Below are 15657 nucleotides of genomic sequence, written 5' to 3'. Positions count from 1 at the left end.
CCGCTGCAGTTTTATGCAATCGACTGGGTGATGGGGTGCCGTACCCATACGTTCGGCTCGACGTACGCCGCATAGCCCTGCTCGGGGTCGCAGTGGACCGGGGTCAGCGCGCCGGGGACGTGCACCGGCCCGGCGGTGTCGAAGGGCAGGCCCGTCCAGGTGCGCCAGTCGGCGAGGGAGCCGGTGATCGTCATCGACAGCGGAGCCACCGAGTCGATCACCCCGCCCGCGCGGACGTGGACCCGCAGCCAGGAGTCGTGCGGCAGGCCGTCCTCGCGGGTGCGGTACGCGTACTCCCGTATCGGGGTGTCCGGCTCGGCCGGCTTGCCGCTGGGGCGGACCGGGGCGACGACCTCGGCGAAGCCGCGCTCCCGGGCGTTGTCCCGCATCGCGGCCAGCATCAGCCCGGACAGGCCCTCGCCCTGGCGGGCGGTGTCGACGCTGATCTCGATCGCGCTGACCGTGTCGGGCGCGACGCCGCGCCGCAGGTCGGAGAAGGCCCACATCAGGACCTGGTCCCAGCCGCGGGCGGGCAGCACCCCGTCGCGGCCGGGAGCGTGCTGGGCGAAGGGGACGCTGAAGCCGCGGGCCACGACGGTGTCGCCCTCGGTGGCGATCAGGACGTACTCCGGCAGCTCGGCAACCATCCGCGGGTAGAGCAGCCAGGCCAGCGAGTCGTGCTGAGAGAAGGCGGGCCAGGAGTCGGCCATGTCCCACAGGCGGTCGGCGAGTTCGGGGCGCTGCGCGATGGTGGTGATCTTCAGTGCGGTCATGACCGCAGGTTAGGGCGGGTGGAGGAGGACACTCCAGCGGTTTAGACCGGGGCATCTCCAGCGGTTTAGGCCGGGGCACCCCAGCCGTTTAGGCCGGGGCCTGGAGCGAGAGGTGCCAGCGGCCCGACCAGCCGGTCAGGGTGACCGTGGACAGCGGGCGGACGTCGAGGTTCCAGTACGTCTGCGGGGCAGCCTGCAGCGCGTACACCAGGGCCGCCCGGATGACCGAGGGCTCGGCGACGGCGACGATGGCGCCGCCGTCGTCCGCGGGCCGGGTGTCGAGCCAGCCGCCGATGCGGGCGATGAAGGCGAGGAGGGATTCACCGCCGTGCGGGGTGGCGAGCGGGTCGGCGAGCCAGAGCTCGACCGCCCGCGGTTCGCGGGCCGCCACCTCGGCCAGGGTCAGGCCCCGCCAGCGGCCCATGTCGCACTCGCGCAGCGCGGGCTGGGCGAGCGGGGCGTAGCCGAGGGCACGGCCGGTGGCCCGGCTGCGCGGGCCGGGCGAGCAGTAGCGCAGTGCGGCGGCGCCCAGGGGCACGAGGCCGTGCGCGGCGGACTCCAGGGCGCGCCAGCCCGCCGGGTCCGGCGGGCGGTCGTCGTCGAAGCGCTCGGCGAGCAGGGAGCATCCACGGGCTGCGGCGACGAGCGAAACCCGAACGTTCATGCGGCGATGGTGAGCCGCGTGCCGCATGGGGTCAAGCGTCCGGACCGAGTCCGCTGCGCAGCCGCTGCACGGCCTCGCCGAGCTCGACCGCGCCGGAGACCCCGGCGAAGCCGATGCGCACGTACGCGGCCGGCGGCTCGGCGCAGAAGTACGGGCGGCCCGGGGTGACCGCGACGCCGGCTCGCAGGGCGGCCGCGGTGAAGTCGGTGTCGTCGGCCCCCTCGGCCAGTTGCACCCACAGCTGGTAGCCGCCGCTGGGCAGATGGGGCAGCCGCAGGGCCGGCAGTCCGCGGCGCAGGGCGCCGGCGAGCACGTCGCGGCGGTGGCGCAGTTCGGCGGCGACGGTGCGCAGGTGGCGCGGCCAGGCCGGGGCGCCGACCAGTTCGAGGGCGGCCTCCTGCAGCGGGCGGGGCACGAAGAAGCTGTCGACGACCTGGATGGCGCGCAGCCGGTCGAGGACCGGGCCGCGGGCGGCGAGCGCGCCCACGCGCAGGCTGGGCGAGGTGGCCTTGGTCAGGGAGCGGACGTGGACGACGACCCCGTCGTGGTCCTCGGCGGCCAGGGTCGCGGGCAGTGGCCCGGCGTCCTCGTGGGCGAGGGCGCGGGCGTAGTCGTCCTCGATGACGAAGGCCCCGGCGGCTCGGGCGATCCGCAGCACCTCGGTCCGCCGGGCGGGGGCGAGGACGGCGCCGGTCGGGTTCTGGAACAGCGGCTGGCATACGAACACCCGCGCGCCGGTGGCGTCGAAGGCGGCGGCCAGGAGCTCCGGCCGGACCCCCTCGGCGTCCACCGGGACCGGCACGGGCCGGCAGCCGGAGGCGCGGGCGATGGCCAGCAGCCCGGGGTAGGTCGGGGACTCCACCAGGACCGGCGCCCCGGGCGGGGCCAATGCGCGCAGGGCGGTGGTCAGGGCGCTCTGCCCGCCCGCGGCGACCAGCACGTCGGCGGCGGTGACGGAGCCGCCGATCTCGCGGGCGAACCAGTCGCGCAGCTCGGTCAGGCCCTCCATGGGCGGCCGGCCCCAGGCCCCGGGGCGCCGTCCGGCCCGGGCCAGGGCGGCGGCCATGGCCCGCTCGGGCTGGAGCGAGGGGTGCAGGTAGCCGCCGTTGAGCTCGATGACGCCGGGCGGCGGCGCGGCGAGGGACTTCAGCACCCCGGAGGCGTCGACGGAGCGGGGCACCACCTCGCCGGCGCCCTCCGCGCTGAGGGCGACCTCCTGCCAGGAGGTGTCGCCGGGCGCGGGCTCCGCGGTGCGCGGCCGGGCCCGGTACGCGCCGGCGCCGGGCCGGGTGACGACGAGCCCCTCGGCGGCGAGCTGGGCGAGGGCGCGGGAGACCGTGACGGGGCTGACCCGGTAGCGCTCGACGAGGGCCCGACTCGACGGCAGCTTTCCACCAATGGAGTAGCGGTTCAGTTCGGACCTCAGGGAAGCCGCCAACTCCGCCACACTGCTACGCTCTTGCATGACAGCACAGAATAGCGCTACCGGCTCCACCACGATAGCGGTCACCCCTCGCGGGGGCGCCCGGACCGCCCTGCCGGCCGACACCGGGACCGCCCTGCCGGCCGACGCCGGAGCCGCGCGCTCCGCCGGCCGCGGCCGCATCGGCAGCGCCCTCGGCGGCGGCACCGCGCTCGCCTTCGCCGGCGTCGTCGCGTTCTCGCTGACCTTCCCCTCCACCGCCTGGGGCCTGCACAGCTTCGGCCCCTGGTCGTTCGTCGCCGTGCGCAGCGTGCTCGCCGCCCTGATCGCGGGCGCCTTCCTGCTCGCCGGTCGGGTCGCGCTGCCCGCCCGCGAGCACTGGGCGGGCCTGGCGGTGGTGGCCCTCGGCGTGGTCGTCGGCTTCCCGCTGCTCACCACGCTGGCGCTGACCACCTCCACCACCTCGCACGCCGCCGTCGTGGTCGGGCTGCTGCCGCTCACCACCGCCGCCGTCTCCGCGCTGCGCACCGGGGCCCGGCCCTCGCGCCGGTTCTGGTGCGCGGCCGTGGCCGGCGCGGCCGTCGTCCTCGGCTTCACGCTGGCGCAGAGCGGCGGCGCCCTGTCGCTGGGCGACCTCTACCTCTTCGGGGCGCTGCTGGTCTGCGCGGCCGGGTACACCGAGGGCGGGCGGCTCGCCCGTACGCTGCCCGGTTGGCAGGTCATCGGCTGGGCGCTGGTGCTGTGCCTGCCGCTCAGCCTGGCCGGTTCGGCGGTGGGGCTGGCGTACGAGCCGGTGCACCTGACGGGGCAGGGCGTCGCGGGCCTGGTGTGGGCGGCGGCCGGCTCCTCGTTCCTCGGCCTGTACGTCTGGTACCGGGGCATGGCGGAGATCGGCGCCCCGCGGGCCAGCCAGCTCCAGCTCGCGCAGCCGCTGCTGACGCTGGTGTGGTCGGTCGGGCTGCTGGGCGAGCACCTGACGCCGGCCGCCCCGCTGGCCGCCTGCGGCGTGCTGATCTGCATCGCCGTGACACAGCGGGCTTAATCCGGGCGAATCGCCGTAAACTGCTGTCACCGGATCCAGACCGCCTCCGAGGAGGTCAACACATGCACGCAACCGAGGGCGACCAGCTGGTGCAGCACGGCAGAGTCGTGGGGCAGCACGACAAGGTCGGCGAGATCACTCAGGTACTGGGCGAGAACGGCACCCCTCCCTACCGGGTCCGTTTCCCGGACGGCCACGAGGCAGTCATGTCTCCGGGCCCCGACTGCGTGGTGAGGCACCCGGCGGAGCCCGGCCACTGACTCATCGCTTCATCCATCGCTTCATCGCGCCACCATCGCGTCACCGCGGCGGCACCGCCGTCGGGTAGTGGTCGGCAACGACCCGGGCCATGGCTCCGTTGGGGTCCGCGGCCACCTGCTTCGCCGAGAAGTAGACGTGGCCGCGGACCTCGGCGTATCCGCGGGCGAAGGCCAGGTGCCGGGACAGCTCGGCCGGGTCGCGCCAGGCGGGCTCGGGGCTGTTGCGGTCGCAGCGGTACAGCGCCTCCCCCACGTACAGGTCCACGCCGGTGCCGGCCACCGTCTGCGCCCACCAGGGGACGATCTTCGCGTAGTCGGCGGCCGGGTGGCCGATGTGCCAGTACGCCTGCGGCGCGACGTAGTCGATCCAGCGCTCCTTCACCCACGTGCGGGTATCGGCGTACAGGTCGTCGTACGTGCCCACGCCGGCCCGGGTGTCCGAGCCGAGCGGATCGCGGTCCTTGTTGCGCCAGACCGCGAAGGGGCTGATGCCGAACCGGGCCGCCGGCCGGATCTGCCGCACGCGGGCGGACATCTCGCGGACCAGGGTGTCGGTGTTGTTGCGGCGCCAGTCGGCTCGCGAGGCGAAACCGGCGCCGTGGCGCTCGAAGGCCTCGTCGTCGTCGAACTCCTCGCCCTCGACGGGGTACGGGTAGAAGTAGTCGTCCCAGTGGACCCCGTCCACCGCATGGCGGGAGACCGCGTCGAGCATGGCCTCCTGCACGAACGCCCGCACCTCCGGCAGCCCCGGGTTGTAGTACAGCTTGCCGCCGTACGCGACCGTCCAGTCGGGGTTGCGCCGGGCCGGGTGCGAGGGTGCGAGCGCCATGGGATCGGTGTGGTCGTTGGCGATGCGGTACGGGTTGAACCAGGCGTGCAGTTCCAGCCCCCGGGCATGGGCTTCGGCGACCGCGGTGCCGAGCGGGTCCCAGCCGGGGTCCCGGCCCTGCTCCCCCGTCAGCCACTGCGACCAGGGCTCGCGGGCGCCGGGCCACATCGCGTCGGCGGTCGGCCGGACCTGGAGGACCACAGCGTTGAGCCGGCGCTGCACGGCGGCGTCGAGGAGGGCGAGCAGCTGGGCGCGCTGCTCCCCGGCGTCCAGGCCGGTCTCGGAGGGCCAGTCGGTGTTCCCCACCGAGGCGATCCACATGCCGCGGAACTCGGCGGCGACGGCACCGCGCCCGTGGCCCGGCCGCCGCCCCTCCGCCCCGGCCGGCCCTTCCTCCGTCGCCCCCGCGCCCCCCGTCCCGCGCGCCGCCCCCGCGGTCCCCGTCGCGCCCGCCGGGGCCGCCGGCGTGGCGGCCAGCGCCGCTGCGGCTCCAGCCAGCAGACCCCGTCGTCCGATGTGCGCCATGTGACGACTCCGTTCCGTAGCGTGACATTGCGGTGCGTGGGGTCAGCATGCCCGCCCCGGCCCCGCATCAACGGCAGGGTCGGGGGTAACGTCGGGGGGCGTGGCGGGCGCCGGAACGCAGTTACCACTGCTCCAAACGGGGGACCCGCCAACGGATGAGCAGCGAAAGGCACGAAGTGACTGACCTCCCTTCCGACATCACCCGAGTCGGCGTAGTGGGCTGTGGCCAGATGGGTGCGGGCATCGCCGAGGTGTGCGCCCGCAGCGGTCTTGAGGTGAAGGTCGCCGAGACCACCGGCGAGGCTCTGGAGATCGGGCGGACGCGGCTGCACAACTCCCTGACGAAGGCCGCCGAGCGCGGCAAGATCAGCGAGGAGGAGCGGGACGCCACCCTGGCCCGGCTCACCTTCACCACCGACCTCGGCGAGTTCGCCGACCGCGACCTCGTCATCGAGGCCGTCGTCGAGAACGAGCAGGTCAAGACGGAGATCTTCCAGGTCCTCGACCAGGTGATCACCCGCCCTGACGCGATCCTCGCCTCCAACACCTCCTCGATCCCGCTGGTCAAGCTGGCCGTCGCGACCTCGCGGCCCGACCAGGTCATCGGCATCCACTTCTTCAACCCGGCCCCGGTGCAGAAGCTCGTCGAGCTGATCCCGGCGCTGACCACGGGCGAGGAGACCATCAAGCGCTCCGAGGCCCTGGTGCAGAACGTGCTCGGCAAGCACGCGATCCGCGCCCAGGACCGGTCCGGCTTCGTGGTCAACGCCCTGCTCGTCCCCTACCTGCTCTCCGCGATCCGGATGTTCGAGTCCGGCATCGCGAGCCGCGAGGACATCGACAACGGCATGGAGTTCGGCTGCGCCCACCCCATGGGCCCGCTGAAGCTCTCCGACCTCATCGGCCTCGACACGATCGCCTCGATCGCCGACTCGATGTACTCGGAGTTCAAGGAGCCGCTGTACGCCGCTCCCCCGCTGCTCCAGCGGATGGTCGACGCGGGCCGCCTGGGCCGCAAGACCGGCTCGGGCTTCTACCCGTACGGCTGAGCGGCCGGGCTCGACCGGGCCGGGGGGACGCGTACCGGCGCGAGCTGTGGTGTGAGAAGGACCTCGGTCGCCCTGGAACGCTCAGGAGGCGGCCGGGGTGCGGCTAGGGTCCCTCCGTGAAGAACCGCATCCCCCCACCCGCTCGGCCGTCGTCCACCGGGGCTCCGGCTGCCTCTCCGTCCCCGGCCGCCTCTCCGTCCCCGGCCGTCCCGCCGGCCCCGGCCGCCGCCCGGGGCTCCCGGCTCGGCTGGCTCGACGCACTGCGCGGCCTCGCCGCCCTGGTCGTGGTGATGCAGCACTTCGGCCTGCTGGAGATGCTGCCGCACGGGGAGTTCGTACGGCGGAACTTCGACATGGGCCTCTTCGGGGTCATGCTGTTCTTCATCGTCAGCGGCTACATCATCCCGGCCTCGCTCGAGCGCCGCGGCGACGTCCGGGGGTTCTGGATCGGGCGGATCTTCCGGATCCACCCGGCCCTGATCGTCACCCTGGCCTTCGCGAGCTTCATGCTGCCGGGCAGTGACGGCTCGATCCGGATCCTGCGCACCAGCGACGACCCGGCCTCGGTGACGGCGAACGGACTGCTGCTCCAGGACTTCCTCGGCGTCGTCAACGGCATGAGCGTCAGCTGGACGCTCTGCTACGAGATGGTCTTCTACTTCTTCGTCACCGCCCTGTTCACCCGCGGCCTGCACCGGCACAGCGCACCCATCGCGGCCGGCTGCGCCGCCCTCGCCCTGGCGGTCGGCACGGCCGTCGGGGAGCACCTCCTGACACCGGGCCCCGGCTCGGTACGGCCGCTGCTGCTGATCGTCACTCCCGTCGTGCTCGCGGGCTTCGCCGGAGTGCTCAGCGGCCGCCCGGGGCCCACCAGGGCGGGCGCCGTCCTGCTCGGCGGGCTCGGCCTGGTGCTGGTCACGCTGAACAGCCGGGCGCCCTGGTACGAAACCTGGACTATCTTCGCGACGATGTTCGCCGGGACGGCCGTGTACCGGGCGCAGCACGCCACGCGCAGGCGCACCCCGTCCCTCGTCGCCATCGGGTTCGTGGTCGTCGCGGGCACGCTGGTCGGATGGCTGTACAACCGGGGCGGCTTCGAGAACCACACGTGGACGACGGGCTGGATGTCCTGGTCCTCCGCCTACCTGGCCGCCTGGATCGTGTTCGGGCTCGGCTTCCTGCTCCGGGAGCGCCGCTTCCCCCGGGTGCTGACCTGGCTCGGCGCGATCAGCTTCTCCCTGTACCTGCTGCACTACCCGCTGATGCGCATGCTCGGCCCGCTGGTGGGAGTGCCACCGCTGCCGTCTTCGACGCTCGGCAAGTTCGTCTGGACCGGGCTGTTCCTCGCCGTCGTGCTGGCTGCGAGCCACCTGATGTACCGCCTGGTCGAGCTGCCGATGCAGAACCTCGGCCGCCGGGTCCAGCGGGCGGCGGCCCGCCGTTGGCCGGCCGCCGCACCGGCTGCCCCTGCCGTGCCGGTTCCCGCCCCGCGAGCCGGCGAGGACGGGCCGGCCCGGGTCGGCGCCACTGCGCGGGACGGCGGCTAGCCCAGGCGCAGGTGGTGCAGGAGCAGGAGGCCGGCCGCCATGTTGGCGGCCGGGACCTCGCCGCGGGCGATCATGTCCGGTACGAGTTTCAGCGGCACCCACTCGCGGCGTGAGGACTCGAAGCCGTCCTCCGGGTCGCCGACGTACGTGGCCCCCTCCGCCCAGTACAGGTGGTGGCGGGCATCGGTGAGGCCGTTCGACGGCTCCACCGTCATCAGGTGGTGGAGGGGCCCGGGCCGCCAGCCGGACTCCTCCTCCATCTCCCGGGCCGCGGCGGCAGCGGTCTCCTCGCCGTCCTCCACCACCCCGGCGGGCAGCTCCCACCCCCAGCTGTCGGTGATGAACCGGTGCCGCCACAGCAGCAGCACCTCGTTCGCCTCGTTGACGGCCGTGGCGGCCGCGACCGGGCGCAGCCGGATCACGAAGTGGTCCAGGTGTCGGCCGTCGGGGAGTTCCACATCGGCGAGGTTCACGTCGAACCAGCGGTTCTTGTACACGGTCTGCTCACTCAGGTTCGTCCACTGCACGGTATTGCCGCCTTCCGGATCGTCGGTGGCAACATGGCAGCAGGCGGAGGTGTCACAGCGGAACGCGCAGCGCCCCGTCGATGAGCCGGGCGGTCTCCTGCGCGCCGGAGCACCCGCTGTGCAGCAGCTGCTCGCGCACCGCCCGCAGCCGGTCCCGCAGCCGCAGCGACTCCATCCCCTTGGCCCGCTCGGCCATTTCGGCCGCGGCCGCCACGGCGCCGTCCGCCTCGCCCTGGCGCAGCTGGATCTCGCACAGCATGGCCAGCCGGTGGACCCGGCCGCGGTCGTGCGCGGGCGTGCCGACGGCGGCGGTCGCCTGCTCGTGCGCGGCGTCCAGGTCCCCGAGGCTCAGGAGGGCCTCCGCCACCTGTACGTTGACCAGCCCGGGCTGGACGTACCCGGTCTCGTCGGGCTCCGAGCCGGGCGAGATCCGCTCGGCGGCCGCCTCGGCGTGCCGGATGCAGGTCAAGGCGGCGGCGGGGTCGCCTAGTTGGGCGTACGCCTTGGCCTGCATCGCGTACAGGTCGGCCGCCAGGGCCGGGGTGGTGTGCCGGCCCGCGGCGCGCAGGGCCGCCTCGGCGAAGGCCACGGCCTGGCGGTGCTCGCGCAGGTGCAGGGACTGGTTGACGAGCAGGGCGATGACGTACGCGCCGAGCCCGCGGTCGCCGCTGGCCTTCGCGAGCCGCAGCGCCTGGTGGAAGTAGCGCTGGGCCAGGCCGTGGGCGTCGGAGTCGTACGCGCAGATCCCCGCCACCGCCACCAGGGAGCCGGCGGCCCGGTGCAGCCGGCGGCCCAGGTCGTCGGGGTAGCTCCCGCGCAGCATCGGCGCGGTCTCACTGCCGAGGAAGCGGACGATCCGGGCGCGGGTGGCGACTCCGCCGGCCCGGCGGTACATCAGTTCGTAGTGCGCGCGGGCCGCCCGCAGGATCTCGATGTGCTCGGGGCCGATCCGGCGGGGCCCGTCCCGGGAGACGTCGGCGTCCTCGGGCGGGTTCTCCCACTCCCAGACCGGGATCACCGCCGGGGTGCCGGTGAGGGCCTCCGCGGTGAGCAGCGGGAAGCGGCCCTGCTCGTCGCTGCGCCACAGGGCGGCGGCCCGGTCGACGAAACCGCTGAGCGGGGAGGCGTGCGGGGCGGCGGCCTGGCCGGGCAGGCCGAGCCCGACGTCGTCCAGGGAGACCGGGCGGCGCAGCCGGCTGCCGAGCACCTCGCAGATCAGGTCCGGGACCTGGCCGCGGGGGCGCTGCCCCTTCAACCACCGGGTCACGGCGGTGTGTTCGTACCGCAGTGCGAGTCCTCGGGACCTGCCCGCCTGGTTCACGTGCGCGGCGAGTCCGGCGCGGGACATGCCCGCCTCGGCGAGGAGGGCGTCGAGCAGGGCATTGGGCTGCATGGACCCCTCCAAGGGCTCTTCGGTCCGGCCCGCTCCCAGGCTAGTGGCTGGGCGGTGCGCGGGGGTGAACTCCGTTGGATTCACACGGGGTGTGAAGTGAGTACGCGCATAAATGCGATACGCACCCTGCCGGGGAGGGGGGTGGGGGCGGTTCACTGAAGAGCCTCGCCAGAGAGGCAGCCCGGGTCGTCGGCTCCCCCTCGTACAGTGCGACGACCCGTCACCGCGTCGCCCGTTCCGCTGTCTGCCCGACACTCCACGGCGGGCGGGCGACGCGCCTCGGCTCCGCCGGGGCCCGGTTGGTCGCCGGGTTCCGGCCGGGAGCCGGGCGGACCGCGCGCCGGGCCCTCCCACCGGGGCCCGGCGCGCGCTCCCACGCTCCCGCTGCGCGGAGCCGTTCCCCACCCCGCCCCTTCCCGAAACCGGGCTGCGCCCGGACCATCAGCCCCGCCGACGTTTGAGGCACGGGGTCTGGGGCGGAGCCCCAGTTTCGGGAAGGGGCGGGGAGGGGACTGGCCCCCCGCAGGGGCGGGCCCGGTGGGCACATGAGTGAGGGGCGCAGCCCCGGGTGGGGTGCGCCCCTCGAAGGGGGTACGGCTACGCGCCGCGGAGGACCGCGCCGGTGCGGTCGCCGGCCAGCGCCACCGCCGCGTCACGGGCGGCCGTGGACTCCTCGACCTTCAACGTCCGGTCGGCCGCGCGGAAGCGCAGGGCGTAGGCGAGGGACTTCTTGCCCTCGCCCACCTGGTCGCCGGTGAAGACGTCGAACAGGCGCAGGGATTCGAGGAGTTCGCCCGCGCCTTCGCGCAGGGCGGCCTCGACGTCCGCCGCCGGAACCGACGCGTCGACGATCAGCGCGACGTCCTGGGTCGCCACCGGGAAGGTGGAGATCCGGGGCGCCTGCACGGCCTCGCCGCCGGCCGCCTGCAGGCGGTCCAGGTCGAGCTCCATGGCGCTGGTGCGGGCCGGCAGACCCAGGGCCTTGACGACGCGCGGGTGCAGCTCACCGGCGTGGCCGATGACCTGCTCGACGCCGTCGAGGGTGACGACCAGCTCGGCGCACCGGCCCGGGTGCCACGGCCCGTACTGCCCCTGCCGGACGACCAGCTCGGCACCGGCCTCGGCCGCCAGGGCGCGGGCGGCCTGGACCGCGTCCGCCCAGTCGGCGGGACGGCCCTTGCCCCACCAGCCGGCCTGCTCGCGCGCCCCGGCCAGCACGACGGCGGCGTACCGCGGCTGCGCGGGCAGCGCGGCGTCGAGCGTGGCGACCTCCTCGTCGGTGGGACGGCGGTCGACGGGCAGCCGCACCGCGACGCCCGGCTCCTCGCCGGCCCGGAAGACCAGGCCGGTCTCGAAGAGGGCGAGGTCGTGGCTGCCGCGGCTGTCGTTGCGGCGCAGGGCGCCCAGCAGCCCCGGCAGCAGCGTGGTGCGCAGCGCCGGCTCCTCGTCGGAGAGCGGGTTGACGAGCTTGACCACTCGGCGGGCGGCGTCGTCGCCGGCCAGCTGGAGCTGGTCGAAGACGCCCTCGCCGATGAACGGGTAGTTCAGCGCCTCGACGTAGCCGGCGCCGGCCAGGGCCCGCCCGGCCCGGCGGTGCAGCTGCTGACGGGCGGTGAGGCCGCGGCCGGAGGGCACCTGGGGCAGGGTGGAGGGCAGGTTGGCGTACCCCTCGAGCCGGATGACCTCTTCGGCGAGGTCGTTCGGCTCGGCGAGGTCGGGCCGCCACGACGGGACGGTGACGACGAGCTCGTCCTGGCCGTAGACGTCGCAGCCGACCTCCTGCAGGCGGCGCACGACGGTCTCGCGGCCGTAGGCGACGCCGGCGACCTTGTCGGGGTGGTCCGCGCGCATGGCGATGGTGCGCGGGGCGCCCGGGGCGGTGAGCTCGGTGACGCCGGCCTCGGCGGTGCCGCCGGCGAGCAGCACGAGCAGGTCGACGGTCCGCTGGGCGGCCGCGGAGGCGGCCTGCGGGTCGACGCCGCGCTCGAAGCGCTTGGAGGACTCCGAGGACAGCTTGTGGCGGCGGGCGGTTCGGGAGATCGTGATCGGGTCGAAGTGCGCGGCCTCGATCACGACGTCCGTGGTGCCCGTGACCTGGCCGGTCTCGGGGTCGGTGACGGAGTCGGCGATCTCGGTGTTGGCGCCGCCCATGACACCGGCGAGGCCGATCGGCCCGCTGCTGTCGGTGATCACCAGGTCCTCGGCGTCGAGGGTGCGCTTGACGCCGTCGAGGGTGGTGAACTTCTCGCCCTGCTCGGCCCGGCGGACGCCGATGGCGCCGTCGAGGCGGGAGCGGTCGTACGCGTGCAGGGGCTGGCCGAGCTCCAGCATCACGTAGTTGGTGACGTCCACGGCGAGGGAGATCGGGCGCATGCCGGCCTTCTGGAGGCGGCGCTTGAGCCAGATCGGGGACTTCGCCTCGGGGTCCAGGCCCGTGACGGTGCGCGCGGTGAAGCGGTCGCAGCCGACCGGGTCGGAGATCTTGACGAGGTAGCCGTAGGAGTTGGGGGCGGGCACGTCGAGCAGCGCCGGGTCGCGCAGCGGCAGGCCGTACGCGGTGGCGGTCTCGCGGGCCACGCCGCGCAGGGACAGGCAGTAGCCGCGGTCGGGCGTGACGGCGATGTCGAGGACCTCGTCGCGCAGCTCGAGCAGCTCGATGGCGTCGGTGCCGACCTCGTGCTCGGGCGGCAGCACGATGATGCCGTGCGTGCCGTCGTCGCCCATGCCGAGCTCGTCGCCGGAGCAGATCATGCCGTGCGAGTTCTTGCCGTACGTCTTGCGGGCGGCGATCGCGAAGTCGCCGGGCAGGACGGCGCCGGGCAGCGCCACGACGACCTTGTCGCCGACGGCGAAGTTGCGGGCACCGCAGACGATCTCCTGCGGCTCGCCGGTGCCGTTGGCGGAGCCGACGTCGACGGTGCAGAAGCGGATCGGCTTCTTGAACTCGGTCAGCTCCTCGATGGTCAGCACCTGGCCGACGACGAAGGGGCCGGTGAGGTCGGCGCCGAGCTGCTCGACGGTCTCGACCTCCAGACCGGCGTCGATGAGCTTGGCCTGGACGTCACGACCGGTCTCGCCCGCAGGCAGGTCGACGTACTCCCGCAGCCAGGAAAGCGGGACGCGCATCAGATCTCCATCCCGAAGGGCCGGGTGAACCGGACGTCGCCTTCGACCATGTCTCGCATGTCTTCCACGTTGTGCCGGAACATCAGCATCCGCTCGATGCCGAAGCCGAAGGCGAACCCGCTGTACTTCTCGGGGTCCACGCCGCACGCGGTGAGCACCTTGGGGTTGACCATGCCGCAGCCGCCCAGCTCGATCCAGCCCTCGCTGGAGCAGGTGCGGCAGGGGCGCTCGGGGTTGCCCACCGACTCGCCGCGGCACACGTAGCACTGCATGTCCATCTCGGCGGACGGCTCGGTGAACGGGAAGAAGTTCGGGCGCAGGCGGGTGGTGACGTCGTCGCCGAAGAGCGCCTTGACCATGTGGTCGATGGTGCCCTTGAGGTCGGCCATGGTCAGGCCCTCGTCGACGGCGAGGAGCTCGACCTGGTGGAAGACCGGGGTGTGCGTGGCGTCGAGCTCGTCGGTGCGGTAGACGCGGCCCGGGCAGACGACGTACACGGGCGGCTCGCGGCGCTCCAGCAGCGAGCGGGCCTGCACCGGCGAGGTGTGGGTGCGCAGCACGACGCCGGACTCGTCGCCCTCGACGCCCTTGGGGCCCTGGACGAAGAAGGTGTCCTGCATCTGCCGGGCCGGGTGGTCGGGCGTGAAGTTGAGGGCGTCGAAGTTGAACCACTCCGCCTCGACCTCGGGGCCCTCGGCGACCTCGTACCCCATGGCCGTGAAGACGTCCGCGATGCGGTCCATCAGCGTGGTCAGGGGGTGGCGGGCGCCGGCCGGGACGCGGTCGTACGGCAGGGTGACGTCCACCGCCTCCTCGACGAGCACGCGCTCGTCGCGCTCGGCCTCGAGCTGGGCGAGGCGCTCCGCGAACGCCTTGTTCACCGCGCCGCGGGCCTGGCCCACGCGCTTGCCCGCCTCGGCCTTGGCCTGCGGGGGCAGCGCGCCGATCTCGCGGTTGGCGAGGGCCAGCGGCGAGGTGCCGCCGGTGTGGGCGGTCTTCGCGTGCGCCAGTGCGTCGAGGTCGCCGGCGGCCGCGAAGGCGGCGAGCGCCTCGTCCCGCATGCGCTCGATCTCTTCCGGTTTCAGTGCCTCGACCTCAACAGGGTCGTACGACTTGTTCGGTGCCGACATCTCTTCCCGTGCTTCCGATGGGCTGGCTGGAGGTCCCCGCGACTCATGGAGCTCGATACAAGGACACAAAGGTGCCAAAGGACGAGTCTACGGGCCGCGGGGGGGCGGAGGAGCCCGTGGGCCGCCTGGCGAGACGCTCCGCAGTGCTACTGCGTGAGGTACGCGGGCGCGCCGACGGGCAGGATAAATCGGAATTCCGCGCCGCCGCCGGGGCCGCGGCCGACGGTGATGGTGCCGCCGTGGGCTTCGACGATGCCCTTGACGATGTACAGGCCCAGGCCGGTGCCGCCGCGTTTGCTGCCGCGCCAGAAGCGGGTGAAGACGCGGCCCATCGACTCCTCGGGGATACCGGGGCCCTCATCGGTCACGGTGACGGCGGTTCCCTTCTCGGTCTTGCCCGCTGCGTTCGTCAGGCTGGTCGGCGCTACGTCGATGGTGACGGTTCCCTCGCCGTGGCGCACCGCATTTTCGAGCAGGTTGCCGAGGATCTGGTCGATCTTGTCGGGGTCGGCCCACAGGTCGGGCAGGGCGCGGCTCACCCGCACGAGGAACCGGTCGGGGGCCTGGCCGTTCGCGGTGAGGGCCTGGACGTGGCGGCCGACGGCCGTGGCGATGTCGACGGGCTGGCGGCGGACCTCCAGGCGGCCGGAGTCGATGCGGGAGATGTCGAGGAGTTCGGCGATCAGGCGGGTGACGCGGTTGGCGTCGGCGTCGACGGTCTCCAGCATCAGGCGCTTCTGGTCGTCGGTGAAGCGCTCCCATTTGGCGAGGAGGGTCGCGGTGAAGCCCTTGACGGAAGTCAGCGGGGAGCGCAGCTCGTGGGCGACGGTCGCGATCAGCTCGGCGTGGCTGCGCTCGGTACGGCGGCGGGCCTCGGTGCCGCGCAGGGTGACGACGAGCCGGTGCAGCGGGCCGGTGGGGTGGGCGCGGATGTACCGGGCGGAGACGAGGACCTCGCGGCCGCCGGGCAGCAGCAGGTTGCGCTCGGGCTGGCCGCGGCGGGTGGTGAGGCCCCCGTACGGGTCGGTCAGCGCCCACCAGCGGCGGCCGTCGAGGTCCTCCAGCGGCAGGGCGCGCTCGATGCGGGCGCCGAGGGCCTCGGCGGGGGCGAGGGCGGTGAGGCGGGCGGCGGCGGAGTTGAAGCAGATCACGCGGCCGCTCTGGTCGGCGACGACGAGCCCGTCGGGCAGGTCGTCGGGGTCGATCCCGAGGTCCGTCGACTCGGCGGCGGGCCCGGGGGCGGACTCGGCGGCGGGCCCGGGGGCGGCCGCCGCCGGGGACGGCGTCCCGGCCGCCCCCACGGCCCCTGGCGAGCTGTTCGTACCGACGGTCATGTCCCCGTACCCCACATCTCCGAGGAGCGCAGTGG

The 15657-nt window shown here is 73.9% G+C and carries 13 protein-coding genes; 4 read left to right on the top strand and 9 right to left on the bottom strand.

Translation table 11 applies throughout. The features are described from left to right. Positions 1–11 precede the first annotated feature (11 nt). The 3 genes from AB0F11_RS28125 to AB0F11_RS28115 all read right to left on the bottom strand — a co-directional run bounded on the left by AB0F11_RS28125 (position 12) and on the right by AB0F11_RS28115 (position 2902). The gene (locus AB0F11_RS28125) at positions 12–773 is read right to left on the bottom strand and encodes an N-acetyltransferase (protein ID WP_362179328.1); all 762 of its coding nucleotides are present in this window, start codon (positions 771–773) and stop codon (positions 12–14) included. A gap of 88 nt (positions 774–861) precedes the next feature. After that, the gene (locus tag AB0F11_RS28120; protein ID WP_362179325.1) at positions 862–1437 is read right to left on the bottom strand and encodes a histidine phosphatase family protein; all 576 of its coding nucleotides are present in this window, start codon (positions 1435–1437) and stop codon (positions 862–864) included. Positions 1438–1468: 31 nt separating this feature from the next. Continuing rightward, positions 1469–2902: a PLP-dependent aminotransferase family protein gene (locus AB0F11_RS28115; protein ID WP_362179323.1), complete on the bottom strand. Its 1434-nt coding sequence runs from the start codon at positions 2900–2902 to the stop codon at positions 1469–1471. Here AB0F11_RS28115 and AB0F11_RS28110 point away from each other — a divergent pair. Further along, positions 2901–3902, top strand: a complete 1002-nt coding sequence (locus AB0F11_RS28110; protein WP_362179320.1) for a DMT family transporter — start codon at positions 2901–2903, stop codon at positions 3900–3902. The two genes, AB0F11_RS28115 and AB0F11_RS28110, sit on opposite strands and share 2 nt — an antisense overlap. A 62-nt stretch (positions 3903–3964) precedes the next feature. Further along, the gene (locus AB0F11_RS28105) at positions 3965–4162 is read left to right on the top strand and encodes a DUF1918 domain-containing protein (protein WP_362179317.1); all 198 of its coding nucleotides are present in this window, start codon (positions 3965–3967) and stop codon (positions 4160–4162) included. Between the two features lie 40 nt (positions 4163–4202). Here the strand turns inward: AB0F11_RS28105 and AB0F11_RS28100 are convergent, their stop codons facing one another. Beyond that, complete coding sequence (locus AB0F11_RS28100) at positions 4203–5516, bottom strand: family 10 glycosylhydrolase (protein ID WP_362179314.1); 1314 nt, start codon at positions 5514–5516, stop codon at positions 4203–4205. Positions 5517–5671: 155 nt separating this feature from the next. On the opposite strand from AB0F11_RS28100, the gene AB0F11_RS28095 reads away from it, so the two are divergent. Both AB0F11_RS28095 and AB0F11_RS28090 read left to right on the top strand, forming a co-directional pair. Next, positions 5672–6565: a 3-hydroxybutyryl-CoA dehydrogenase gene (locus AB0F11_RS28095; RefSeq protein ID WP_362179312.1), complete on the top strand. Its 894-nt coding sequence runs from the start codon at positions 5672–5674 to the stop codon at positions 6563–6565. Positions 6566–6681: 116 nt separating this feature from the next. Next, complete coding sequence (locus AB0F11_RS28090) at positions 6682–8112, top strand: acyltransferase (protein WP_362179309.1); 1431 nt, start codon at positions 6682–6684, stop codon at positions 8110–8112. On the opposite strand, the gene AB0F11_RS28085 is transcribed toward AB0F11_RS28090, so the two are convergent. From AB0F11_RS28085 to AB0F11_RS28065, 5 genes are all read right to left on the bottom strand, one after another. Then, on the bottom strand, positions 8109–8639 hold the full coding sequence (locus AB0F11_RS28085) for an NUDIX domain-containing protein (RefSeq protein WP_362179306.1): 531 nt from the start codon (positions 8637–8639) through the stop codon (positions 8109–8111). The genes AB0F11_RS28090 and AB0F11_RS28085 overlap by 4 nt on opposite strands. Before the next feature lie 52 nt (positions 8640–8691). Beyond that, positions 8692–10032 carry a transcriptional regulator gene (locus AB0F11_RS28080; protein WP_362179303.1) on the bottom strand — a complete coding sequence of 447 codons (1341 nt, stop codon included), beginning with the start codon at positions 10030–10032 and terminating at the stop codon, positions 8692–8694. A 597-nt stretch (positions 10033–10629) separates the two neighbouring features. After that, on the bottom strand, positions 10630–13158 hold the full coding sequence (gene pheT / locus AB0F11_RS28075; protein WP_362179300.1) for a phenylalanine--tRNA ligase subunit beta: 2529 nt from the start codon (positions 13156–13158) through the stop codon (positions 10630–10632). After that, a complete protein-coding gene (gene pheS, locus AB0F11_RS28070) occupies positions 13158–14288 on the bottom strand; it encodes a phenylalanine--tRNA ligase subunit alpha (RefSeq protein ID WP_362179297.1) in 1131 nt (376 codons plus the stop codon). The genes pheT and pheS overlap by 1 nt, the downstream gene beginning before the upstream one ends. A gap of 146 nt (positions 14289–14434) precedes the next feature. Then, the gene (locus AB0F11_RS28065; protein WP_362179294.1) at positions 14435–15622 is read right to left on the bottom strand and encodes an ATP-binding protein; all 1188 of its coding nucleotides are present in this window, start codon (positions 15620–15622) and stop codon (positions 14435–14437) included. Positions 15623–15657: the final 35 nt, after the last annotated feature.

It is taken from the genome of Streptomyces sp. NPDC032472 (assembly GCF_040636955.1).
GTDB lineage: Bacteria > Actinomycetota > Actinomycetes > Streptomycetales > Streptomycetaceae > Streptomyces.
Note: the sequence above shows the minus strand (reverse complement) of the source record. Positions and strands in the feature narration are given on the sequence as shown.